This is a genomic window from Duncaniella sp. (assembly GCF_029054785.1).
GTDB lineage: Bacteria > Bacteroidota > Bacteroidia > Bacteroidales > Muribaculaceae > Duncaniella.
This window is the reverse complement of sequence record NZ_JAIDEN010000026.1, coordinates 1-25,127: the sequence shown is the minus strand read 5'-3', so window position 1 is coordinate 25,127 and position 25,127 is coordinate 1. Positions and strand designations below refer to the sequence as shown.

Below are 25,127 nucleotides of genomic sequence, written 5' to 3'. Positions count from 1 at the left end.
GGATTGTTGGGTGGCTTGGATCAGATGTTTATTTCGAAAGTCTGGAGGGGCAGGTCATGGCGGCTGACGATGATTGCCGAGCGTCCGTTGGTGAATGTCATCAGGTGGTCGAGATTTTCTTTCAGGGCCGAGAGCTGCGCCGGGCGGATGTCAAGGATGACGAGCGTCGAGTCTTCGGTCGAGAGAACGCGGCGGGCTGTCGGGAGGTGTTCTTCCGACAGTCTGTGGAGGCATAGCATCAGCCGTCCGGAGGGGAGCGGGGCGCTTTCGGCCTCGGCGGGGGTGAGCGGGCTCAGGCGTGAGTCGGCCATGAGCAGGGTCCTGCGTTCCGCTTCCGGAAAGTCGTCGGGGAGGATCAGCGCGAGGGGATGGCGGTCACAGACGATGCGGAACAGGCGGTTGAGCCTGTTCCGATGGCTGCGCCCGGAGGCCAGGGGGCGTATGCGGGCTGTGGAATAGTAGATGCTGCTGCGGTCGCGGAGCACGAAGGTGATGAAGCGGAAGGCAAACGGCGAGTGCACACCGAAGCCACGGCTGCGGCGTGCACGCCCCAGAGGGCGCCAGGCTTTGCGGAGTGCCTGATGGAGTTTAGCTCTGAGCGGCATCGGTTTTGGATTCGTGACCGTTGGCGGTGTCGGCGTCACGGCGCTTGCCGCGGACGGCCATGACGATAGCACCGATGGCTGCGAGATAGATCAGGATGACTGCGACTGTGGCGGCGGTGTCGGTTGTGTGGAGCGACTGCGGGTCGAAGGTCATGACGATTTCATGTTTTCCGGCCGGGATCGGCATGGCTCGCAACACGTAGTTGACGCGGCTGACGGGGACTTCCTTGCCGTCGACAGTGGCTTTCCATCCCCAGGGGAAGTAGACTTCCGAGAAGACGGCCACGCCTCCGCGGGCGGTGCTGGCGGTGTAGGTCAGGCGGTTGGGGGCATAGGATGTCTCGATGATGGTGTCGCCGGGAGTCTTGGGAGACGAAGCGCCCAGGGCGGCCTCGAATTTCTTGTCGGCAACGGCAGTTGTGGCCGGGTCGATGGCCGAGAGGGCCGCCATTTCCCGGTCGGGGTCGCTGACATAGCTGACGCGGTCCACGAACCAGGCGTTGCCGAGGGCTTCGGGGTTGCGCAGAGGCTGTCCCTGCATGTCGACGATGTAGCGGGCGTTGAGCATGTTGATGACGTTCCAGTCGGCGTCATTCTCGGTGCCGGTGGTGAAGTTGGCCAGATGGCGGTCAATGAGGTCCTGATAGCGGGTGAGCTTGGCGGCGTGGTAGCCTCCGATCATCTTGTGGTAATAGGAGGGGTCGGCGCTGTAAAAGCGGGGAATGTCCATGACGCGGTAGTTCATCGAAGTGTCCTGGAGGATGACCCTGTCGGCCTCGGTCATGGCTATCGGTGCGCCTACTGTAAGCTGGCGCGGGACGAAGCTCTCATGGCTGAGATAGCGTTTGTTGACGGTGTAGAGGTCGCCGAGGATGATGACTCCGATGGCGGCCATTGTGACTGTCGCGGAGATTTTGCGGCGCATGTAGAGCATGATCATCACGAAGCCGAGGGCGGTTATGACAAAGGAGCGTATGGCGTCTGTGGCGATGAGTCCGTGGCGGAGGCTTTCGACTGCCGAGTAGATGGCCGGGTTCTGGAGGCTGAACTGGCGGGCGGTCGCGCTGTCGTAGCCCTGCTGGGTCAGCTGTGAGGTGATCAGGTTGTCGATATAGCGGTCATTGTCGGTGATGATGCTTCCGAACATCGAGGGAGCTATGAAGGCTATGGCGCAGATGGCAAGTGTCACTCCGAAACACCAGATGATCGGGCGGCGGTAGGTTCCGAGCCTGTCGCGGTCGGTGACAAGCTGCTGCAAGGCCATCGCGGCGAGCAGCGGCATGGTGAATTCGGCGATGACGAGGATGCTCTCTACGGTGCGGAATTTGGAATACATCGGGACGATCGAGAGCATGATGTCGGTGAAGATCATGGCGTGGCGGCCCCAGGCGAGCACTATGGAGAAGACGGTCAGGATCAGGAGCGCCCATTTCATCGGTCCGCGCACAATGACGCAGCCCAGAAGGAAGAGGGCGAAGATGAGGGCGCCGACATAGACGGGGCCGTTGGTGCCTTCAGGGTCGCCGAAATACTGGCTCATATAGCTCAGATACTGTTCCTGCATGGAGTCGATCTTACCTTCGGCCACCATTTTCTTTGCGTCGGGGAGATCCGAGAGGCCCATCGGGGTCATGCGGCCCTTTTCGGGCTTGGCCGAGGCTCCGCCCTTGATGTTGGGGATCAGGAGCGAGAAGGTTTCGGAGGGCTGGTAGCTGTATTGGGTGATGTAGTCTTTGTCAAGACCTCCGGTTGAGTTCGAGGGGTCAGCCGAGGGCTGGGTCAGTTCGCTGTGGCGTCCGCGCATTGTCTCTTTGGAGTACTCGTAGGTCAGGTAGAGGCTCGGTGAGTTGGCGGTGACGGCAAGTCCGGCGGCAACGGCGAGCACTCCGGTGGCAATGCCCCAGCGGCGCATGGTTCCGGAGCGGAGGGCGGTGACGAGTGTGGCTATGACGATGCCGATGATGACGAAGAGGAAGTAGTAGGTCATCTGCACGTGGTTCGATGCGATCTGCATCATGGCGAAGAGGGCCGCCATGGCGCCTCCGGCAAGATAGCGTCCGCGGTAGCAGAGGATTATGCCGGCGATTGTCGGGGGAATGTAGGCAAGGGTGACGAATTTCCAGATGTGGCCTGCCCCGATGATGATTATGAAGTAGGATGAGAAGCCGTAGGCGATTGCGCCTAAAAGGGCCACATACCAGCGCATCTTCATGACCAGCAGGAGGATGAAGAATCCGACCATCATCATGGCTATCAGCGACGAGGGGGAGGGGAGTCCGAGGCTCATGACAGATCCGATCCAGCTGAAGAGGCGTCCTGAGGGGTAGGACGGGGAGATCTGGAAGTTTGGCATTCCGGAGAAGAGCGAGTTGGTCCAGCGGGAGACTTCGCCTGTGGCTTCGGTGAAGGCTTTGGCTTCCTGGCCGATTGCGGCACCCTGCTGCATGTCGTGCTGCCTGAGCTGGTTGCCTTCGGCGGCATCGGGGTAGAAGAATGCGAATGCTATGCCGGCAATGACGATGAGACCGGCAAGAAATGTGAAGAGCGATTTATAGCGGCTGATGAATGACTGCATGTGAGATGTATCTGGGTGGAGGATTTAGAGGTTTTTAAACAACCTCTTATTCTGTTTATGGAGATTGTCTTAAGAGGTTGTCTTTTAACAACCTCTGAGCCTGTTTATTCGGCGGGACGGTGTTCGAGGGGGATTTCTTTTTTCGGTTCGGGGCGCGCGACGGTGTCGGCCTTGGCGGCTGCTGTGTCAGGCGTCTCGCTGCGCTGTCCGGCGAGAGAACCGTCCTGCATGGAGTCATAGTTGGAGAGTTTTTCGCGGAATGCGCGGGCAATGGAGTCAAAATCAAGTGCAGGATTCTGACTGCGGGCTTTGGCGAAGGCCGCACGGGTGTCTTTGGGGTTGACGCTGAGAGCTATGTCATAGACGTCGACATATTTTCTGATGGTTTCGAGATCGCGGCGGTATTCGCGTTTGGCTTCTGCGTCGGAGTGGACCTTAACAAAGGCGCTGAGGACCTGGACGGTCTGTTCGGGTGTGAAATCGTCGACGAAGAGCGACATGCTGTCGGCCATAGCCGAGGCCTGGCGCAGATTGCCGGTGGAGAGGGCCTCAGCGAGCTGAGATTTCTGCCCTTCTACGGTTTCGGCAGTGGCTGCGGGGACTTCGGAGGTCTTCTTGCCTCCGCAGGAACTGAACGTGGCGGCGCAGGCGGCCATGATGAACAGGATGGATATCAGGTTTCTCATTTTTTTCGAGTGTTTTTGGCTTAAGAGCACAAAGTTACAAAAAATGTTCTTTACAAGCGGCAATTTTGAAGAATTGTCTTTTGTAAAGAACATTTTGAAGGGAAATCGGGAGTTTTGGGAGAATTTGGAGAGCATTGGGAGAGCTGGGAGCGTTGGGAGCATTGGGATAGAGGGCTGGTTTTTGAAAAAAATCTTCACAAATTTGTGAAGATCGGAAAACTTTTCGTATATTTGTGCTGTATAATAATATGATAGTCGAATTTGAAGAAGAATATCTGCGAGACCTCTATACGAAGGGGAAATGTGGCGATAAGAAACATCGTTACGCTGCCGATGTGGTCAAACGCTATAAACGCGGAATTGACTATCTGAAATGGGCATCGCGCAAAGAGGATCTTTTTCGTATCAATTCCTTGAATTTCGAGGCTTTGAAAGGTGACAGGGCCGGACGGTTTTCTATCAGGGTGAATGACCGATACCGCATAGAATTTACACTGCGTGAAACCATCGAAGAGCCGATTCTGACTATTTGTAATATTGTGGAACTTTCAAATCATTATAACTGATATGATTAGTCTGTTAGGTAAAGAGCCGGATATGATTGCCAATAATCTTACTCCGTTTGAACCGACTCATCCAGGAGAACTTATAAAGGACGAGCTGGAAGCCATACACATGACTCAGGCCAAACTTGCTGAAAGTATAGGTGTGAGTCCGTCATTGGTCAATGAGATAATCAAGGGTAAGCGAGGAGTCAATACAGAAATAGCGCTTCTTATAGAGGCCGCCTTGAATATTCCGGCCGATTTGTTGCTGAAACTTCAGAGTGACTATAACATGCAGGTGGCAAAGTCTGATGTCTCTCTGATGAAGCGGCTTTCGGCGATCCGTAATATCGCGGCTGCGTTATAGGATTGAAATTTTACAAATTAAAAAAATTCCCGAAGGACTGCCGGAAAGGGCGGCCTTCGGGAATTTCTGTATTTTGCAAGATGGCAAAAAGCGAGTAGGCTTTTATCTGATCTCGACGTTCATGCCGGGGCGGTCGAGGCAGTAGCAGCGGGTGGGGAGACCTGCGGGGACGTAGGCGTTGAAGTCGCAGGCTTTCTGCGGCTCGCCCCAGAAGTGCATGGGGAAGAAGTTGCCGACCTTGACTTTCGACAGGAAGATTCCGGCTCCTTTGGCGAAGTCGGCTCCCATGCGGGCGTCGACGGGAAACATGGCGATCTTGATCTCAGGAATCTCCTGGGCGATGCGGTTGACGATGGTGTTGAAGCGGCTTTCGGCTTCGGCCACTTCGCGCTGGGTCGATTCTTCGCTCCAGTGCCAGTCGTTGAGGTCACCGGCGTGGAAGACCACACTTCCGTCAGGGAGGGTTACGGCAAAACTTACTCCGGTGTCGGTCGAGCCGTAGGCTTTGACCTGGGTGATTCCGGGAATGCGGTCGATGACGTCGCCTGCCGACATCCAGGCTACCGACAGTCCGGTCTTGGGGACGAGTTTCGAGAAGATGTCGTTGGCGAGTATGTAGGTGCGTCGGCGGTCCTGGGCCAGTTCGAAGATCGAGGTGTTGAAGTGGTCGGGATGGTGGTGGGAGACGAAGAAGAGAACGGGCTTTTCAGGCGAGTCGCGGAGTACTTTTTCAAGTTTTTTGTCGGGATCTTTGTAGTAGTCAAAGATCATCACGGCTTCAGGGGTTGTCAGGGCGAAGCCGCTGTGGTCGAGATATGTTACAGTAATCATGTTGTTTGGATGATTTGTTGGCCAAGCTCTGTTGGCCGGGGTTTACTGCAAATATAACGCCACGGGGCCCCGCCGTGTTCAGCGGCCTTCAAAGGCCGCTGACGAGGATTTTGCTGACAGAGTTGCCCTGACGGCGGATGTAGATGCCGGGAGCGGGATCTCCGCAGACGGGGCGTCCCTGGAGGTCGAAGAGACGGACGGGGGCGTCGGAGTCTGCCGGGGAGCTGATCTCAGGGCTGTCTATTCCGGTTGTAGCCGATGGGCCGAAGGTGATCGGGGCTTTGTTGGGGGTGCCTGCGGGGACGGTGATGATGTAGCTTTCGGTCTCCGGCTCATAGCTGAAGGCGTTGGCCCTGTTCTGAAGCGGTTTTCCGTTGATGTAGATGCCGCTGATGTCGTTGTTGGGGACATTGGCTGCATGGAGGCGGAGTCTGACACCACCTTCGCGGATGGCAGAGTTGAGTCCGTCGGAGATGCGGATTTCGCTGATTTCGCCGTCTTCCCAGATGATGTCGGTCTCGAAGTTACCTTCGGCTTTGAGGCCCTTGACTGAGCCTGAGGGCCAGGTGGAGGGGAGGGCGGGGAGGATGTCGATGATTCCGGAGTAGCTTTGCAGCAGCATTTCGCCGATGGCAGCCGAGATGCCTGCGCCGCCTTCGATCTGGAAGGTGTGTTTGCAGGAGGTGCGGAGGTCAGGTGTGATGCGATGTTCCATGCCGAAGGCGAGCTGACGCAGGGCGAGGTCGCCCTGGAGCGAACGGGCATAGCAGCACATTTTCCAGGCTGTGTTCCAGGCGGCATCTTCTCCGCCGTCGGCATCGGCGCGTTTGAGCAGGGCCGAGTAGGCGCCGTTGAAGTTGGTGCGGTCGGAGTCGTAGGGCGATACCTGGGCGAGGGGGTAGAGACACATCAGGTGTGAGAGGTGACGGTGGGTCGGTTCGGATGTGAGCGCGCCTTTCCATTCACACTGTTCGCCGTCGAGGATGTCAATACCGTTGTACATGCGGTCAATGTATGACTGGCATTTGGCTGCCTCTTCGCTCTTGCCGAGGATGAGGGCTGCGTCGCGGGTGTTGCACAGGTGCTGGTAGACGAGCTGCTGGGCGTGGACGGCTACGGATGATCCGCCGGAGAGTTCGGGCGAGTAGTTGTTGGGGATTTCGAGTCGGCCGTCGCCGTCGGTGTCACGGAGGTAGCCGAAGTAGAAGCGGGCGGCGCCGTAGAGGGTGTCGAAGTAGTCGGCGAGGAACTGACGGTCCTGGGTGTAGAGATAGTGTTGCCAGATGTGGGTGCAGTTCCAGGCGGCGGCTTCGGTGTATTCGCCGATGAAGGTGCCTGATGCCCCGAAGGTGTTGGTGGCGAAGTGGTGGGTCCAGCCGCCGGTACCGGGGACGAGTCTGTCGGCGTAGCCGCGCCACTGAGTGGCCGCCATCTTCTTGAGATAGGTGAGGAAGGGGATGTGGGCGGCGGAGATGTTGGTGTTTTCAGCGGCCCAGTAGTTCATCTGGAGGTTGATGTTGGCGTGGAAGTCGCAGTTCCATTGCGGATTCTGGTTGGCCCAGATGCCCTGGAGATTGCTCGGCAGGGCGAGATCGCCGCGGGAGGAGGCGAGGTTCAGATAGCGGCCCATAGCGAAGAGAAGCATGTCGACCATGCGGGTCTGGTCGTCGGAGTCAGCGGCTGTGGCTGTGAAAGCGCCTTCGTAATGCTGTTTGAGCAGTGAGGTCGGCTGATTGTTGGTTGCGTCTGCCAGTTCGAAGCGGGCCGAGTTGAAGAGGGGGCTGTATTCGGCGATGTGGTTGTCATAGAGGGTCTGCCATCCGAGGGTGGCGGCGTTTTCGACTGTCGAGCGGACGCGGGCGGCGAGCTGCTCGTCTGATTCGCCTGAATAGAAGGTCGGAGAGTCGATGTCGTAGTTGGTGCCTACGCCGAAGACCACGGTGATTTCATCGGCATCGGTAACGCTTACGGTGCTGCCTGAGGTGGTAAGCGAGCCGCCTTTCTGAATCACCTTGAAGGTGAGGTTGAAACGGATCTGACAGTTGGAGGTGTTGCCGGAGGTTGCAGAGACGAGGCCGTCGGCGCCGCTGCCGGCTATGCTTGACTCGAAAGAGTAGTTGAGCTTGACCTCGCCGTTGGTAGTGAAGTGGAGCACTCCGACGTCATTGGCGCGGCTGACAAGATATTCGCGGGTGTAGATTTTTTCTTTTCCGTTTGCTGTCCAGCGGTTCATGGCCGAGGCAACGGCTGTTGTCAGGTCGAGCTGGCGCAGGAAGGTGCCGCCGTAGGCCGGGCTTTCGCCGCCACGGGTGATCTTGAGAGCGCCGATCGGGCAGTAGGTGCCGGTGTTTACATATTTGTGGTCGGGGTCGGGGTTGGAGTCGTAGTTGGTTTTCTCGTTTATGAGTATGCCTTCCGACTGGTCGCATCCGGTAGCCATGCCGAGACGTCCGTTGCCAAGGAGGAAAACGTTGCTGTAATTGGCTCCGTAATTGCCTACGTCGACGGGATTTTTGCCATAACCCTCTTCGTTTGTCCAGAGGGTCAGCGCTTCGTCAGGAATGTATGACGCGGAATTGGTGCAGCCGAGCATGGCTTCGGGGAAGGTTGCAGAAAGCGGGGTGTTCGGTTCTTCATCAGCGGCGAGTTTGCGGATGATGAGCTCTGCGGGTGTGCCATCGACGGTGCGGACCGAAAGCATGTAGTAGCCTTTGGCCGAGAGTGTGAAACCGGAGGTGCTTCCCGATACGAGTTTCAGAGTTTGGGTCTGTGAGCTGGCTGATTCGGAGAATGACGGCTGCGAGGCTACACCGTAAGTGGTCCCTTCGAAGGAGAGAGCGCCGACGGAGACAGCTTTTTTAGAGGTGTTCAGAGGTTTGTCAACAGTATAAGTTGTAGAAACATTGGCGACGTCGTCAACAAGAGTTGTTTTTACCGAATTGATAGTCGCGGTTATAGGTTTTGGGGGATCTGGGGCGAGAAATTCAAGATCAATTGAGTTTTTATCGGAGGAAAGAGTAGCGCGGAGTTTATATCTGTTACCTTCAGGTTTAAGTTGGATATATCCCCATGAATCTTTTTGCAAGGTGATCTTTGATCCAATCGGAGATGTCCCCCACAGGTTTTTATCTGCACGAAAGTAAACATTATTATACTCTAAAATGATCAGAAGAGCATCAGTTATAGTCCCGACATATTGATTGTTGCCGATCGGATATAGGCGAGCGGTTTCAACCGGTGTAGACTGCCAGTCAGAGGCAACTTTTACAATAATGACATCTTCCTGGGCGGAGGCCGAAAGAGATGTGAGCGATAATAGAAATGTGAGGAATGTAAAGAGGTAGGAGCGTAGAAACATGATGTGGAATTGGATGATTAAGGCATTGTAGATTTGTTTTGCGGTAGGTTGTAGGAGGGTAGAGATGAGGGAGCGCGGGGCGGGGATCAGCGGCGGTAGCGTTTCAGAAGTCCGTCTTCGAAGACGAGATAGATGCCGTTTTCGTAGAGCCAGACTTCGCGGAGGAAGGAATTGTCGGCACCGCGGTCTACTTCGCGGGGCATTCCGAGGGCAAGGCGGCATTCTTCACGCGTCATGTCAATTGCGACACGACCGTTGATGATGTTTTCCCAGACGGCATCGGTGACAGATGGATATCTTAGACGTGGATCGGTGAAGGAGAAGAGTGCGGGAAATGAGCGTGGGGTGTGGCCGCGCGGTCCGGGATGGAGGAAGATGCGTGCCGAGGTGCCCAGGAGGTCGGTGAATGAGACTTTTATCGGGTAGATGTCGTTGCCGTGGGTGACGGAGTCGATGTTGACTTCGACAAACTGGCGTCCGCTGACGGAGTTGTCTGAGTCGTCGCGCCAGGTGCGGGTCATGACATAGAATTTTTTGCCGCGCATCAGCGAATCGGCCTGATTGACGAGGCTTTCCTGAATGGTGAAGGGTACGTTGAGACTCTCCTGGTTCATCACGGCTGAGAGCGGGCGGTTGATGCGGTAGACGAAGCGGCGACCGTCGTCCGCGGCGAATGTCAGGTCGGTCACCGAGGTGCCTACGATCGAGGGAGCCTCGCGGGCGTCGACAAAGCTGATCACCTTGCCGCCGAGCGAATCGTAGGGCGAGGCCGTGGCCCCGAATATGAGCCTGATCTTGTTGTCGGTAACGAAAAACCTTTTCCCCGGCTTCCACTCCCTGAGGGGACTGTCGGCCACGTTGGCCAGAAAGGTGTCCTCAGGAGTGGAAGTGATGTTTTCACGCCTCACATCGCGCTCGGAGACTTTCGGAGTGTATTCGACTCCTGTGAAGCAGCTGTGAAGAGCGATCGAGAGCAGTGAGAGGGCAATGAAAAGCGGTAGCCGGGTCAGTGGTTTCATTTGCAGGGTAGTGGGAATCTGTTCAGGGTGGGGATTTAGGCTCGATGCCAAGGTTCTCGAACATGTGGTTATTTAGGCTCGATGCCGATGTTCTCGAACATGTGGTTATTTAGGCTCGATGCCGATGTTCTCGGACATGGAGTTATTTAGGCTCGATGCCAAGGTTTTCGAACATGAATGAGAACATGTCGGTGTACTCATCGATCACTTTGGCAATGGGTTTGCCTGCGCCGTGGCCGGCCTTGGAGTCGATGCGGATGAGCTTGGGAGCGTCACCGGTGTCGGCGGCCTGGAGGGTTGCGGCATATTTGAACGAGTGGGCGGGGACTACTCGGTCGTCATGGTCGGCTGTGGTGACGAGGATGGCCGGGTAGGGGGTGCCGTCGTTGCGGATGGTGTGGATCGGCGAGTAGTCGAGGAGATATTTTGCCATTTCGGGCGAGTCGGCGCTGGTGCCGTAGTCAGAGGCCCAGTTCCAGCCGATTGTGAAGAGATGGTAGCGCATCATGTCCATCACGCCTACGCGGGGAATTGCCACTTTGAAGAGGTCGGGGCGCATGTTGACAGTGGCTCCGACGAGCAGACCGCCGTTGCTGCCGCCTTCGATGGTGAGATAGTCAGGAGAGGTCCAGCCTTCCTTGACGAGATATTCGGCAGCGGCGATGAAGTCGTTGAAGACGTTGAGCTTGTTCATCTTGGTTCCGGCCTGATGCCATTCCTCGCCGTATTCCGAACCACCGCGGAGGTTGGCCTGGGCGTAGATCACACCGTTTTCAAGGAGCACCATGCGGTTGGCCGAGAAGCCGGGAGTGAGAGAGACGTTGAAGCCGCCGTAGCCGTAGAGGTAGACGGGGTTCTTGCCGTTGCGTTCGAGGCCTTTCTTGTAGGTGAGGAACATGGGAACTTTCGTGCCGTCAGCCGAGGGGTAGAAGACCTGTTCGGTGACATATTCGCCGAGGTCCACGCCGTTGATCTCGGCCTGGAAGAGGAGCTTGCTTTCGCCTGTGGCCATGTCGTAGGCATACTGTGCGGCGGGAGCGGTGAATGACGAGAAGCTGTAATATACCTCGCCGGGGTGTTTGCGCTCGGTGTAGACGCTGACAGTGCCGTAGCCGGGGAGTTTGATGTCTGATTCCTTCTTGCCGTTGATGTCGTAAATGGCAACCTGGTTTGCGGCGTCCTTCTCGTAGGTGAGGAAGAGTTTGTCGCCGGAGAACTGGGCGGCGGAGAGAACTCCGTCGGCCTCAGGGACGAGCTCTTTCCAGTTTTCGATCGACGGGTTGGCCAGATCGGCTGTCATGAGGCGTTTCTTGGGTGCGCCGTAGGAGGTCAGGATATAGATCTTGTTGTCGATGACATCGATGATGTCGTTTGAGTATTCCTGAGTGGGAGCCATGTCGACCCAAGCGCCGTTCTTGCGTACTTTCAGGGCGTTGCCTACACCTGCGCCGCCAATGTGGACGAAGGTGACGGGCTGCGATTCGGCAACCTGGGCGGAGTGGAAGTGGAAAGGATGTGCGGGGTCGCTGAATGCGATGGTGTCCTCGCTCTGCGGAGTGCCGAGCTTGTGATAGTAGACAAGATGGTTCTGGTTGGCGTTGGAGAATTCCTTGCCTTCTTCAGGTGTGGGGTAGGCGCTGTAATAGAAGCCGTCGCCGTCCCAGGAGGCTTCGGTGAACTTGCCCCAGAGGATGTGGTCGGGGAGGAGTTCTTTTGTCTTGGTGTCCATCACGAAGATTTCGGTCCAGTCCGAACCGCTGCGGCTGATGGTGTAGGCGGTATATTTTCCGTCTTTCGACTGGAAGACTCCGGTCAGGGCCACGGTGCCGTCATCGCTGAGTTTGTTGGGGTCGAGGAATACTTCGCGCTCGGTGCTGTCGAGAGTGGGCTTGCGGTAGAGCACGGACTGGTTCTTCAGGCCGTCGTTCTCGAAGAAGTAGAACATGCCGTCGTTTTCCCGATGTGTCATTCCGCGCTTGACGTAGTTGTTAAGCTCGGTCAGGCGGGCGTTGATCTTTGACCGGAAGGGGATTTTTGAAAGATAGTCCTCCGTCACTTTGTTTTCGGCCTCGACCCAGCGGAGGGTTTCGGCTGCGGTGTCGTTTTCGAGCGGACGGTAGGGGTCAGGGACAACCATTCCGAAGATCGTGTCAACGGTGTTGTCAGACGGAGCCGCCGGATAGGCGAGCTGTTTTTGATGTGAACATCCGGCCAATGAGCCTAAAGCCAAAGTCGTCATGGTGGCGTAAGCTAAATTTCGGGAGATTGACATGGTGTTTTTGGGGGTGATGATTTTGGTTAAAAATGAGGCTTTATCGGGTTGCCTCTCCGCAAAATTACGATTTAATTTTAAATCTGACACCTGAGATAGCAATTTTTAGAGGGTGTTTCATAACAAGAGTTAAAATCTGAGTGGAGTATCTTTTAGATAAATTGTTGTAAATGAGAAAGGAGCATGGCGAGCTATGCGACTGACGAATTTCAACAATTTAGCAAAAGAGACACCAAGGCTCTGGTAACTTTAAAAATTCTCAAACATGAAATTATTAAAAGAAAAAAAGATAATACCGTCGCTCAGATTTTAACTATTGTTATTAAACAGACTATTTGCCAAGCAATCCGCCCGGTTATCTTACAAAAAATGATAACCGGGCGGATTTTTATGACGGATCGGACTGTTTTTTGCCTTGGAGGGGGGCGGTGATACGGGTTGAAACCTGAGTGGCGTATCTCCAACTCCCTTCCTTATTTCAGATTTATTTTCAGTGTGGTGCTGACCGGGCGCAGACAGACGGAGTTGTCGCAGCTCTGATAGTTCAGCTCGCAAATGGCTTCGCTGTCGGTGGTGCCTGAGATGCGCTGGATGAAACGGCAGAGTCCTTTATAATAGGTGGTCGCGTTTTTCGACGGGGTGACCGAGGGATAGCTCATCGGGCCTTCGGCTTTCACGCCTTCGGGGAGTGTGAGCTTGATCTCTGTTGGAATAAACGGGTCGGCTTCGTCGACATTGGCATAGAGATGGAATCCGGGGTGGATGCTGAGAGTGATGACGATGTCGCGGGTGCCGTCGGGGTTGATGACCAGCTCGGCTTTGGACGCAACGGGATTCTCACGGTCGGTGGCGGGCATGCCGGAGGACTTGGCTGTCTGAGGAGGTGCGCCGGTTCCGGGGCGCGGCTTTTGCTCGGCCGCTGCTTTGGGCTCGGCCGGTTTTGAGAGAACCGAGTAGTCGTTGCCGGGGACGGAGCTGTCCTGGGTGTCGACAAGCCAGAGCCATCCGCCGGACTCGGTGAAGAACAGACGGTCGCGGTTAGCTGTGAACCACCGGCGCCATTCGTCGGGAGTGGAGAAGCGGCAGAGGGTGTAGCGTTCGAGGATCGCCGAGGCCTTGGCTGCGTCGCTTCCGCCCTGTTCGAGCATGCCGATGCAGGTTTCCAGCAGGCGGATGTCATTGTTGGCGATGCTGAGCGAGCGGACATCCTCGTCGATGTCAAGACGGTGGATCTGACCTGCGGCGGGGCGGAACCAGGGGGTGTTGCGGTCGTAGTAGCGGTTATACTCCTCGATGTCGTCACCGAAAATGTGGAAGAGATCCGGTTCACGCAGGCGGATGAAGTCGGCGTAGGGGGTTGGCTGCGGACGGCGCTGAGGCGGAATCGAAATGTAAGCCGAGTCAGCCAGGGTCAGCGGTTCGCCGGCGGCAAGTTTCGCCTTGGCGGCCTGCTGTCCGCTGTCGACCTTGAGATAGAAGTTCAGCCGGGCCTTGTTTTCGGTGTCCCAGGCCGAGCGGGCAATCTCGCCTTTGGCATGCGAGATGCTGCTGCGTGTGGCGATCTCGTCATTGTTCTTGCGGGCGATGACGCGGCAGGGGCCGAGTTCAGCCATGTAGACGATGGCGTTGGCCAGGGCGGCGCGTCCGGCTTCGGTCAGACCTGAAGGGGAGGCTCCGAATCCCCAGTGGAAGAAGTTGGCGTGGCGGCCTATGGCCACGGCATCGATGCTCTTCGACGACACGCCTCCGGAAATGATTTCGGCTTCCGGCGAGTCTTCGTAGCCCCAGGGGCGGCAGACGAGGCCGACGCGGATTTCAGGGTCGTCGGTGTAGTTCAGCTTCTGTACGGTCCACATCTCGACAGAGTCAGGCACTTCGTCGCCGTAGAGTTCGGCGGTCTCGATGGCGCCTGCGGGTGTGGGGTTGATCTCAGGGATGATGTTGACCTTGTAGGGGCCTTTGAAAATCGGGTGATCCTTTTTCCAGCGCATGGCCTTGTTCTGGAGGCAGAGGCAATACCAGTCGTTCTTGTTGCCGGTGCCCTGTCTGATGGCGGCGCTTGCGTCGGCTATGCTGATTGTCGGGCGGTCAAAGCCTTCAGGAAACATTCTGGCGATCTGGCGTCCTCTGGCATCAGTGGTGACGCTGTGGGGTTTGGGATGGCCGTCGAAAACGGTGACGTCATAGCCGTCTGACATCGCGGCCTGATAGTCAGCTGCGTCGATAGCCTTGACTTTCTTGAAGCGCGAGCGGAGGAAGCGGGTGAAGTCGGCGGAGCGCTGCTTGGCGGAGGCTGCGAGCTTGGCCGAATCGGCTGAAAGTCCCATCACTACGCCGCGGTCAGGCGATCCGCCGACGTAGAGGACCGATATATTATGCTTTGCAGCCACCCTGAACGGAATCAGGATGGCGGCAAGGCAAAGGGTCAGAATCAGTGTTCTTGATTTCATTGCTGATCAGAGTGTCGGGCATCGGGTGCAAAACCTGTCGCAGCAGACTGCGATGCGACGGTTCAGCCCCGATCCCGCATTAATAATTCTGTTTGATGGAGGGGTTGAGGTTGGTCACGTTCTGGGGGAAGGGGAAGATCCACATGTCCGATTCAGGGGAGAGGGTGTAGGTCTTGTCCATGATGGTGCGGGTGTAGGTCTCCTTGAAATTGTCCAGACGTGTCCAGCGCTTGCGGTCCACGAAGTTGTAGTAGCTGTATATGTTCTCGCCGTGGGCTGTCTGCTTGTAGTGAGCGATTGCGTCGGCGAGAGTGGTGACAGAACCTTGCAGGGGCGCATATTTTTCAGCGAGGATGCGGTTTTTGCGCAGCTGGTCGATATAGCCCATCGCGGGAGTGACGTTGCCTTTGTGGAGCTCGCATTCGGCGAGAATCAGAAGCATCTGCGAAGTCTTCAGACCGAAATTGTTCCAGTTGGGGCTGAATTCTGCGGTCATCGTGGCGGGAATGCCGATGAGGACGGTGCCGTAGTCGATGTCCTGACCGGTGAGGGCGTTGTAGGTCGAGATTTTGTCGCGGCAGATGTGGCCGTCCTCGAAGCGGGCCATTGTCTCGGCCTGGATGCCTTTGACATCGATGATCGAGCGGAACACGAAGAAGTCTTCCTGGCAGTCCATGAAGGGACGGCTGATGAGTCCGCGGGCATTGAGGCAGTTGTTGTAGTCAAGTACGGTCGGATTGATGGCGAGCGCGCTTTCAGCTGCTTCGGCTGCTTCGTCGTAGCGCTGCATGGCCATGAGCGCCATGGCTTTTACAGCATAGGCGAAAGGAAGTCCGACGCGCATGTGGTTGACGGGCTTTTCGGGGAGCGCGCCGAGGTTGATGGCGTCGTCGAGGTCCTTGATGATGTGGTTGTAGACATATTCAAGAGTCTGCTGCGGGATGGTGGCCAGGATGTTCTGCGACTGGGTCAGATAGGGGATGGCCGAAGTCTCGGCGGCGTATGAGGGATCATAGGCCTTGGCGAATTTCTGAACAAGCAGGTAGTGGAAGAAGGCGCGGAGTACCAGGGCCTCTCCCTTGACCTGCTGCTTGAGCAGCGGGTCACCGGTGGCATTGTCGATGTTGGTGAGGATCGGGTTTGCGACGGCACCGATGATATTATAGAATGAGGTGTAGTGGGCGTCGCTGGTGGTCTGCTCGATCATCTCTTTTGCATGTCCGGCCTCGTCCCAGGTCAGCAGGATGGCGTTGATGTCTTTCTGCGGACGGTTGATGAGCGAGGGGATGTTGGTGTTGGGCAGGAGGTCACCGGTCAGATATGACATCTGGTCGGAGTAGACTGACGAATACTCCATGTTGAGGAGCATTTCGAGTTCCTCGGCGCTCTTGAGCAGGTTGGTGCCCTTCGGGTCGATGTCGGTGAAGTCTGAGCAGGAGCTCAGGCTGATAAGTCCGGCAAAGGTGAGGAATGATATGATGGTCTTTTTCATTATTATTGTCATTCTATGTTAAGTAACTCTTGAAAAAGGCTTTCGGAGCTACTTTGTAAAAAACATATTACGTTTGATTTTTTAAGAATCACTTATTCTTAGAGGTTGATGTTGAGACCGAATACGTAGGATGTCGGATTGCGCAGGCCGAGGGTTTCGGGGTCTACACCGATGTTGTTGCGGGTCCAGATGGCCTTGGGGTTGTCAAGCTGGAAGCGGAGGGCAAGGTTGTTGATGCCGAAGCGGCGCAGCCAGGTCTGGGGCACGTCGTAGCCGAGCACGATGTTGCGGATCTTGATGAAGTCGGCGTGGTGGATGGAGGTGTTGGAGTAGTAGGCCTCGCTTGAGGGTGAGGCGGCTCCATACTGGCCGAAACCGGGGGTGTTGGTCGGGTTTTCAGGTGTCCAGGCGTTGACGAAGTATGAGCTGACGGCCGAGTAGGGCATGAGCACTCCGGCTTCTGTCTGGGGGAGCGCACGCATCATGTGGCCGCCGGCATAGGTCATGAGGATGTTGAGGCTGAAGCCGTTCCAGCGGAAGTTGTTGTTGAAGCCGATGATGGTCTTGGGGTCGGTCTGGCCTGAGAATTCGAGCACGTCGACAGTGTGGCCTGACACAGAGCGCTGAGGATCGCCGTTTTCGTCGTACCACATTGTCTGTCCCTGGCGTCCGGGTTCGTCGCTGATGCCTGCGAAGCGGTAGGACCAGAGGGCGTTGACCGGATAGCCCTTGCGGTAGGGAACGGCCACGAGTGCGGCGGCTGAGGCTGATTTGCTTTCGACGCCGGTCACTTCGTTCTTGTTGTAGCTCAGGGTCATCTCGGTTGTCCAGCCGAATTTGCTCTTCTTGCCGGGTACGAACCAGTCATAGGCGATGCTGAGTTCGACACCGTGGTTGCGGATCGAGGCCACGTTGGCTACCATCGAGGTGAAACCGGTGGTCGGGTCGAGTGTCTGGTCATGGAAGATGTTGCGGCTGTTCTTGTTGTAGAAGTCAAACGAACCGCGCAGACGGTAGTTGAGGAAGCTGTAATCAAGACCGACGTTGGTGGTGCGGTTTTCCTCCCAGCGCAGATAGGGGTTGGCCGGGCTGACGATGGTTCCGATCGGGAGGCCGGTGTAGTCGTTGATATCGGTTGACTCGGCTGTCATATAGCTTGTGGCACCCTGGTAGATGTTGCCGGTGGCGCCGTAGCTCAAACGGAATTTCAGGAAGCTGATCCAGGTGAGGTCATGCATGAACTGTTCGTTGTGGGCATTCCAGCCTGCACCGACTGACCAGAGGGGTTTGCCGCGGAACTTGTCGTTAAGACCGTAGACGTCGGCATAGTCCTTGCGGAAAGAGCCGAAGACGTTGTAGCGGTCATCGTATGTGTATGTGGCGTTGGCATAGCCGGAGGCGTAGCGGTGACGCTCCTCGACAACGATTCCGAGACCGTCGCCGATGTATGACCAGGCAGCACCGGCAGCAGGGAAGCCGCCGATCAGGGGCATGTAGTTGGGGTTGGTGCGGAAGTTCTGGAGAGTGTTGAAGTCTACGGTGTTGGTGGCGCTGCTCTGGAGCTGTTCGTCATAGCCGAGCACAAGCGATTTGGTTCCGTTGACTTTTGTCTCGCGGAATTCCAGACCGGCGATGGCTGCGATCTCATGCTTGTCAAAGAAGCGCTTCGAGTAGTTGGCCTGGGCGCGGGCGGTCCAGTAGCGGCCTTCGGTGTTGACGGTCTGGAGCATGCCGCCGCTTTTGGGGGTCATGTAGGAGATGTCGCCGTTTTTGATCACAGTGTAGGCGTTGCGGATGGTGCGCGACGCGTGGCTCTTCTCGTTGGCGTGCCATGAGGCGTTGTGGTTTTCCATCTCGTAGAGGAACTGGGTGTTCAGAGTCAGTCCGTCGATTACGCGGAAGAGCAGGTCGGCATGATAGCGCATGTGGTTGCGCTTGGTTGTGCGGGTGTTGTTGCGGAATTCGTCGGGGATGATGACGCCGAGGTCATGGAATCCGTCCATGCCCTTGCCTTCCCAGTATTCGTTGCCGGAGTAGGTGTAGTATTGTGTGCGGCGTGAGCCGTCGGCATTGTAGTAGGGGGTGTAGGCCGGAAGCGCCCAGATGTTGGTGAATCCTGCGGTGATGTCTGATCCGGCATCCTTGCGGTTGTTGTAGATGCCGTTGAAGCTGACAGTTGCGGTGACCCATTTGGCGAGGTCGAAGCTGCCCTTGTAGCTGAGGTTGTAATAGTCGGAACTCTGGTTGATGATTCCGGTGTTGTCATTCTTGTAGTTGACGGTCACGCTGTGGCGAGCCTTGTCGGAACTGCTGCGCAGGGCGAGGTTGTACTGCTGCACGATCTGACGGCGGTAGACGTCGTCGGCATAGTCGCGGGCGAAGTTGTTCTTCTTGAGAGCTTCGAGGCGGCTGTCAAGTTCGTCGCGTGAGATCTGGCCTGTGGCGAGCTGATAGTAGCCGTATTTCACAGGCGAGACGCCCATGTGGCCGGCATTGATCTGGGTGCTGGTGTTGCTGATGGGATCACCGACTTCGCCGTTGTTGTTGAAGAAGTAATATTCATAATATTTCTTTTCGGCCTCGACCTGCTGGGCGGCGTTCATGTAGAAGTTGTCTCCGTAGTCCACGTTGCGGTTCTCGAACACGGTGAGGTTAGCCGAGAAGTCGATGTCGATCTTGCCTTTCTTGCGGGCGTTTTTGGTGGTGATGACGATGATGCCGTTGGCTGCGCGCGCACCGTAGATGGCGGCTGCAGCCGCGTCCTTCAGGACGTTGATGCTCTCGATGTCATAGGGGTTGAGGTCGGCGATGGCTCCTGCCACAGCGTCGCTCGACGGAGAGTCGTTGCTGAAGGGCTCGAATCCGGAGAGGGTGCTTTCGACGGGTACTCCGTCAATGACAAGCAGCGGCGAGGCCACACCTCTGAGGGTGCCGCTGCCGCGGATGATCGGCTTGCCGCCGTAGGTCGACAGACCGGCCACACGTCCTTCGAGGTTGTCGAGCACGTTGGCCGAGTAGCGCTGGTCGAGTTTTTCGGCGCTGAGAGTGGTTGTCGCGCCGGTCATTTTTTCTTTCTTGATTTCCTGGTAGCCGGTCACCACGACTTCGTCCATCATTGCCGAGTTGAGCTCAAGGGCGATATGGAGCGGCTTGCCGTTGTATGAGGAGAGGCTGATCGTCTGAGGCTTCATGCCGATGTAGCTGACGGTCAGAGTGGAGTTCTGGCCTCCGTGGATGTTGAGCGAGAATTTGCCGTCGATGTCGGTCGAGGTTCCCTGTCGGGTTCCGTCGAGAATCACAGTTGCGCCGGGCAATGGCTCTCCGCTGTCATCGACGACAGTGCCGGTGACTGTTGTGTTGACTGTTCTGGCGGCTCCTTTAGTGTCGGTCGACACACTTGAGCCTTGGGCATGACCATAGAGTGGAGAGAGCGCTACGGACGCCGCTATCAGACTGAAAAATGTTTTTCTCATTTAATTTGATGATTGGTTTTCAGAAGATAGATGTAATGTCTATTATGTGTATAATTCCCTAACAATTTGATCGGTCCGCAAAATTAGCAAATAAATTGCTATAAAACAACAAACTACCTTATTCTTAAATAGATTTAATAGCAGAATGCCCATTTTAAACAGGCTTTTGGTTGAAAAATGTAAAAAAAGACCGCGTATCCGGACAATTTCGGATACGCGGCGTTTGCTTTTTGATTAAATATGTTGAAAACTTGTCAGATAATTGACTAAAAAAAATAGGGACGGGTCTGAACGTCGGTTTTTTAACTGAGGCGTTCGATGTCCCCCGGAGGGAGGTTGTATCATTCCTCGATTACCAGATCTCGCGGCGATCGTTGTAGTGGTCGGGGTGATACATGAGGGCTGCTGATTCGCAATACCACTCGATGGCTTTTTTTACCATTTTTGTTACTTTCATAATGTGTTCATTTTAAAAGTTAAACATACATGGGTTAATTGAATGCGGATGCGCTGCGTCTTTTTTTCGCGCATCATTGGAAACTCTGCTTCAGGGTCTTTATCAAGCCTCTTCGTTGCGGCGGATTGTGCAGTCGCCGGTTACGCGGAAACTGTTGCTCGATCCGAGCGCATGGAAGATGTGGCTGACATCAGCCCTGAGTACCTTAAGCATGTTGGTCATAGTTGCAGAAATTTAATTGAACCTAAAAACAATCTTTATATAAATTAAATAGACGTTTCGAATTTATCTCATGCACTCTTGAGAAGTGCTTCTGTACTATATACGCTTAAATACGGTGCAAAGTTAGGACTATTTTTTGGAAATATGCTATAAAAATATGTTGTTTAACATAAAAATGGCGCGATATTGCCCTCTGTCAGGGGATTTGCAAATGTTAATTAACAGTGTTAAAACCCGTGAAAATTGCGTTTGCCGATGTTTTTCCGGTTCATTCTGTCTTTAGCGGGTCAGCGTTTTCCCGCCGGAAAGCCCTTGGTCGCGGTGGTTGTGAAGGTCGAGTCGGCGGGGTTGAGGGTGACAAGCAGACCTTCGACACCATCGATGCTCTCAAGCATTGCGATGGCCTCCGCGCGGTTCATGGCCATGCATGAGGTGGCATAAGCGTCGGCGAGCATGGCATTCGGGGCAATGACCGTGGCCGAGAGCAGGTCGGTGTGGGCCGGGCGACCGCTGACGGGGCTGATTGTGTGCCAGATTCGGCCTGAGGCTGTGGTCTTGAAGTTGCGGTAGTTGCCGGAAGTCGCTATTCCGGCGTCGGAAAGCTCGATGACGGTCATGCGCTCATGGACAATAGCGGTGTCGTTCTCGATCGGCGAGTCAACCATGATGTGCCACTTCTCTCCGCGCGGATTTTTTCCTGCGAGTGCAATCTCGCCTCCGATCTCCACCATATAGTCTTCGCAGCCGTTGCGGCGCAGCATTTCGCCGACCAGATCGCAGCCATAGCCCTTGGTGATGGCCGAGAAGTTGAATTCGGTCTGTGGCGATTTTTTGACTATCAGTCCTTCGTCGTCAATCCGGCAGCCGGCAATCCCTACCAGAGGCATGATGCTGTCGATCATCTCCTGAGAGGGTTCCACTCCGGAATTTCGGTAGCCGAAGCCCCAGAGGTTGACAAGGGGTGCGACAGTCGGGTCGAAGGCCCCGCCGCTCTGGCTGTTGACGCGGAGTGAGGCTGAAAAAATGCGTCGCAGCAGACTGTCGGTTCTGACCTCTTCGCCGCGGTTGATGCGTGAGATCAGCGAACTGTCGCAGAAGGGTGACAGTGAAAGTTCCACCTGTCGCATCACGGCGATGACCGAATCGCGCAGATCGCGGTCGGCTCGGTAGCTTATATTATAGGTGGTGTTCCACACCCCGCCCTGGATCGAGCGGTAGCTTCCACCTGCCCCCTTGCAGCCGACAAGGTTCAGCACGAGGGGCAGAATGAGCAGCGGGATAAGTATATGACGGAGATTCGTATTCATTGGAAAGACGAGATTGTAATTTTTCTTCAAAATTACAAAGTTTCTAAAAATTATCAATAAATTTGTCTTTATCAAGTGTTGATTCATTGGCCGCAAACGATCTGCAAAATCATTTTCTTGTGGTCTCAGAATAAAGAGTTTGTTCTCACACAGAATGCAAAGTATAATCATCAAAATATAATATCAAGGAATTATGAAAAAGACTTATCTGTTTTTAGCCGACGGTTTCGAGGAAATCGAAGCGCTTGCTACTGTCGATCTTCTGCGCCGCGCCGGTGTTGACGTCAAGATGGTGTCAATTAATGAGACCTTAGCTGTCAGAGGCGCCCACGGAGTTGAGGTGGCCGCTGACATCATGCTTGCCGACTGTCCGGAGGAGGCTGATCTCTATATATGTCCCGGCGGCATGCCCGGATCTTCCAATCTGGCCGCCAACGCCCGCGTCTGCGAGCTCCTCTCCGCCCAGCACTCACGCGGAGGCAAAATCGCTGCGATCTGTGCCGCACCCGGCGTGGTGCTCGCCCCGCTGGGAATCGTCGACGGCTGTGACGCCACTTGCTATCCCGGTTTCGAGGAAGCTCTCGCCGCCGGCGGCGCCAACTACAAGAAACAGCGTGTGGTTGCTGACCGCAATGTGATCACCGCCAACGGCCCCTCTTCGGCCATCCCCTTTGCGCTTTCGATCATCGAGGCTCTCGACGGCCAGGCAAAAGCCGACCAGATCGCAGCAGGAATTCTGCTTTAAGAGTAACTATTCAGCGATTCAAACAGCTTGATTGCAAGCAAGTTGCAGTAGGATGCTCCCCGGAGCATCCGCCGGTTTTATGGTTCATCAACCTCGTTTTCGGATGCACCATGGTGCATCCCTACCCTGATAATTAGGCTCTTAGGTTGGCAATATTCGTTGAATAGTGACTCTAAGACGGTGCTGCCAAACGCCCTCTGAGGCAGACAGCTGCAGAAAATGAAACATGCGCTTTCAGATGTGACACCTATATATAATAGATGTATAGGGCGCTTGCATCAGAAAGCGCATGTTTTTTGACGTCTAAGAGTGTGTTTCATAACGCCCTCTTAGCTTGGAAAACGAAAGGAATGTGTTGCTTTGATTTCGTTTTGAAATTAAAACGATGAAATTTGAAATTTTGTTTTGGATATTATGTTTCTTTTCGTAATTTTGCGGCGAGGGATAAGCAAAGAGTTTAAAAAGCCCTCTAAATCGTTACCAGAATGAGAACACTAAAGAAACTTGCAGCATTAATTGCAATAGCAGCCACTCCGGCCTCGATCCTCGGACAGACTCTCAAGTCGCCCGACGGCAACCTGACCCTGGACTTTTCTCTTAACCATTCAGGGGTTCCGCAGTATCAACTCGACTTCAAGGGACGTGAGGTGATCAAACCCAGCCGCCTTGGTTTTGAGATAAAGAAAGGAAAACATCTCAAGGATAAATTCGAGGTGGTATCTGTCGACACTCTTTCACATGACGAAACCTGGCGTCCGGTCTGGGGCGAAGAGGCTGAGATCCGCAACAACTATAAGGAAATGCTTGTCAACCTCAGGCAGAAAGACAGCGATCGGCTGATGTCGGTCCGTTTCCGCCTTTTCGACGACGGCCTGGGCTTCCGCTACGAATTTCCGATGCAGAAAAAACTGAGCTACTTCGTCATCACCGACGAGCTGACAGAATTTGCCATGCCGGGAGACCTGGAAGCCTACTGGATTCCGGCTGACTATGACACCCAGGAGTTCAACTACACCCGCAGCCGCCTGTCAGCGATCGCCGACAGTGCCGAATGTGTCCGCGGTCCGAAATATGACTGGACCGACCGTCCCGGCAAGACCGCAGTGCAGACAGCCCTGATGCTCAGGAGTGACGACGGTCTCTATGTCAACCTCCATGAGGCCGCACTGGTCAACTATCCCTGCATGCACCTGGATCTTGACGACAAAAACTTCGTGTTCAAGGCGATGCTCACTCCTGACGCCGTAGGTGACAAAGCCTATATGCAGACAGACTGTACCACTCCCTGGCGCACGGTCATTGTCAGCGACGACGCGCGCGACATCCTCGCCTCGCGCATCACTCTCAATCTCAACGAACCGTGCAAGATCGAGGACACATCCTGGATCAAGCCCTGCAAATATATCGGTGTCTGGTGGGAAATGATCAACCGCAAGAGCAGATGGAGCTATACCTATGACCTGCCCAACATCCATCTCGACAAGGTCGACTACACCAAGACCAAGCCTCACGGCCTTCACGGCGCTACCACCGAAAAGGTGAAACACTACATCGACTTCGCTGCCGAACACGGTTTTGACGCCGTTCTTGTCGAAGGCTGGAACATCGGCTGGGAAGACTGGTCAGGCAAGATGAAGGATGAGGTATTCGACTTCGTGACTCCCTATCCCGACTTCGATCTGCCCGGAATCCGCGACTATGCGAAATCCAAGGGTGTCAAAATGATCATGCACCATGAGACCTCAAGCTCGGTGCGCAACTACGAGCGCCGCATGGACGAGGCCTACAAGTTTATGAAAGACAACGGCTATGACGCTGTCAAGAGCGGCTATGTCGGCAACATCCTTCCCGCCGGAAGCAACCATTACAGCCAGTGGCTCGTCAACCACTATCTCTATGCCGTCACCAAAGCCGCCGACTATGAGATCATGGTCAACGCCCACGAGGCAGTCCGCCCGACCGGCCTCTGCCGCACCTGGCCCAACCTGATCGGCAACGAATCGGCCCGCGGATCCGAATACCACGCTTTCGGAGGCAACAAGCCCAGCCACACCACAATCCTGCCGTTCACCCGTCTGGTCGGAGGTCCTATGGACTATACTCCGGGTCTTTTCGAGAACGACATGACCAAATACAACAAAAAGAACACCGCGTGGGTCAATACGACTCTTGCCAACCAGCTCTCCCTCTACGTCACCATGTCCAGCCCGCTCCAGATGGCCGCTGACTTCCCTGAGACCTACGAGCGCTTCATTGATGCCTTCCAGTTCATCAAGGACGTTGCCCTCGACTGGGACAAGAGCTACTATCTCGAAGCCGAGCCGATGGAATATCTGACCGTGGCCCGCAAAGCCAAAGGTGAGGACAAATGGTTTGTCGGCGGCACAAACGGTGCCGAACCTCGCACAGCCGTGGTTGACTTCAGCTTCCTCCCCGCGGGAAAATACAAGGCCGTCATCTATCGTGACGGAAAAGACGCCCATTTCCGGAAAAATCCCCAGTCCTATGTCATCGAGACAAAGAGCGTCAGCCCGAAGACCCGACTCAAGGTCTATGAGGCTGCCGGAGGTGGTTTCGCGATCTCAATCCTCCCTGAATGAATATAGTGATATAGATATGATAAGATGGTATAGTAAGGTAAAAAAGAGAGGTTGTTTAAAAACAAGAGTTAAAATCTGAGTGGTGTATCTTTTAGATAAATTGTTGTAAATGAGAAAGGAGCA

Annotated in this window: 16 protein-coding genes; 5 read left to right on the top strand and 11 right to left on the bottom strand. The window is 55.2% G+C overall.

Annotation, left to right across the window (positions count from 1 at the left end):
• Window positions 1-20 precede the first annotated feature (20 nt).
• From K2H17_RS01410 to K2H17_RS01400, 3 genes are all read right to left on the bottom strand, one after another.
• Window positions 21-605: a hypothetical protein gene (locus K2H17_RS01410; RefSeq protein ID WP_300130516.1), complete on the bottom strand. Its 585-nt coding sequence runs from the start codon at window positions 603-605 to the stop codon at window positions 21-23.
• Window positions 589-3,180 carry a YfhO family protein gene (locus K2H17_RS01405; protein WP_300130513.1) on the bottom strand — a complete coding sequence of 864 codons (2,592 nt, stop codon included), beginning with the start codon at window positions 3,178-3,180 and terminating at the stop codon, window positions 589-591. Before K2H17_RS01405 ends, K2H17_RS01410 begins: the two co-directional genes overlap by 17 nt.
• Window positions 3,181-3,284: 104 nt before the next feature.
• The gene (locus K2H17_RS01400; protein WP_300130511.1) at window positions 3,285-3,866 is read right to left on the bottom strand and encodes a hypothetical protein; all 582 of its coding nucleotides are present in this window, start codon (window positions 3,864-3,866) and stop codon (window positions 3,285-3,287) included.
• 248 nt (window positions 3,867-4,114) lie between these two features.
• Between K2H17_RS01400 and K2H17_RS01395 the strand changes: the two genes are divergently transcribed.
• Entirely contained in the window at window positions 4,115-4,432 is a 318-nt protein-coding gene (locus K2H17_RS01395; RefSeq protein ID WP_300130508.1) for a type II toxin-antitoxin system RelE/ParE family toxin, read from the top strand.
• A 1-nt stretch (window position 4,433) separates the two neighbouring features.
• Window positions 4,434-4,778 (top strand): HigA family addiction module antitoxin, encoded by a 345-nt coding sequence (locus tag K2H17_RS01390; RefSeq protein ID WP_300130506.1) that lies wholly within the window; start codon window positions 4,434-4,436, stop codon window positions 4,776-4,778.
• A gap of 102 nt (window positions 4,779-4,880) precedes the next feature.
• Here the strand turns inward: K2H17_RS01390 and K2H17_RS01385 are convergent, their stop codons facing one another.
• The 4 genes from K2H17_RS01385 to K2H17_RS01370 all read right to left on the bottom strand — a co-directional run bounded on the left by K2H17_RS01385 (window position 4,881) and on the right by K2H17_RS01370 (window position 12,225).
• On the bottom strand, window positions 4,881-5,609 hold the full coding sequence (locus K2H17_RS01385) for an MBL fold metallo-hydrolase (RefSeq protein WP_300130503.1): 729 nt from the start codon (window positions 5,607-5,609) through the stop codon (window positions 4,881-4,883).
• Between the two features lie 88 nt (window positions 5,610-5,697).
• Entirely contained in the window at window positions 5,698-8,967 is a 3,270-nt protein-coding gene (locus tag K2H17_RS01380) for a glycoside hydrolase N-terminal domain-containing protein (protein ID WP_300130501.1), read from the bottom strand.
• A gap of 86 nt (window positions 8,968-9,053) precedes the next feature.
• Entirely contained in the window at window positions 9,054-9,986 is a 933-nt protein-coding gene (locus tag K2H17_RS01375) for a hypothetical protein (protein ID WP_300130499.1), read from the bottom strand.
• Between the two features lie 142 nt (window positions 9,987-10,128).
• On the bottom strand, window positions 10,129-12,225 hold the full coding sequence (locus tag K2H17_RS01370; RefSeq protein WP_300130567.1) for a prolyl oligopeptidase family serine peptidase: 2,097 nt from the start codon (window positions 12,223-12,225) through the stop codon (window positions 10,129-10,131).
• Between the two features lie 216 nt (window positions 12,226-12,441).
• On the opposite strand from K2H17_RS01370, the gene K2H17_RS01365 reads away from it, so the two are divergent.
• Window positions 12,442-12,690: a hypothetical protein gene (locus tag K2H17_RS01365; protein WP_300130497.1), complete on the top strand. Its 249-nt coding sequence runs from the start codon at window positions 12,442-12,444 to the stop codon at window positions 12,688-12,690.
• Between the two features lie 41 nt (window positions 12,691-12,731).
• Here the strand turns inward: K2H17_RS01365 and K2H17_RS01360 are convergent, their stop codons facing one another.
• From K2H17_RS01360 to K2H17_RS01345, 4 genes are all read right to left on the bottom strand, one after another.
• Window positions 12,732-14,708: a protein-disulfide reductase DsbD family protein gene (locus K2H17_RS01360; RefSeq protein ID WP_300130495.1), complete on the bottom strand. Its 1,977-nt coding sequence runs from the start codon at window positions 14,706-14,708 to the stop codon at window positions 12,732-12,734.
• A gap of 79 nt (window positions 14,709-14,787) precedes the next feature.
• Window positions 14,788-16,200, bottom strand: a complete 1,413-nt coding sequence (locus K2H17_RS01355; RefSeq protein WP_300130493.1) for a RagB/SusD family nutrient uptake outer membrane protein — start codon at window positions 16,198-16,200, stop codon at window positions 14,788-14,790.
• A gap of 98 nt (window positions 16,201-16,298) precedes the next feature.
• Window positions 16,299-19,673 carry a SusC/RagA family TonB-linked outer membrane protein gene (locus K2H17_RS01350; protein WP_300130492.1) on the bottom strand — a complete coding sequence of 1,125 codons (3,375 nt, stop codon included), beginning with the start codon at window positions 19,671-19,673 and terminating at the stop codon, window positions 16,299-16,301.
• A 966-nt stretch (window positions 19,674-20,639) separates the two neighbouring features.
• Complete coding sequence (locus K2H17_RS01345; protein ID WP_300130490.1) at window positions 20,640-21,659, bottom strand: FAD:protein FMN transferase; 1,020 nt, start codon at window positions 21,657-21,659, stop codon at window positions 20,640-20,642.
• 193 nt (window positions 21,660-21,852) lie between these two features.
• Between K2H17_RS01345 and K2H17_RS01340 the strand changes: the two genes are divergently transcribed.
• Both K2H17_RS01340 and K2H17_RS01335 read left to right on the top strand, forming a co-directional pair.
• The gene (locus K2H17_RS01340) at window positions 21,853-22,404 is read left to right on the top strand and encodes a DJ-1 family glyoxalase III (RefSeq protein ID WP_300130488.1); all 552 of its coding nucleotides are present in this window, start codon (window positions 21,853-21,855) and stop codon (window positions 22,402-22,404) included.
• Window positions 22,405-22,889: 485 nt separating this feature from the next.
• A complete protein-coding gene (locus tag K2H17_RS01335) occupies window positions 22,890-25,004 on the top strand; it encodes a glycoside hydrolase family 97 protein (RefSeq protein WP_300130486.1) in 2,115 nt (704 codons plus the stop codon).
• The last annotated feature ends 123 nt before the right edge of the window (window positions 25,005-25,127 follow it).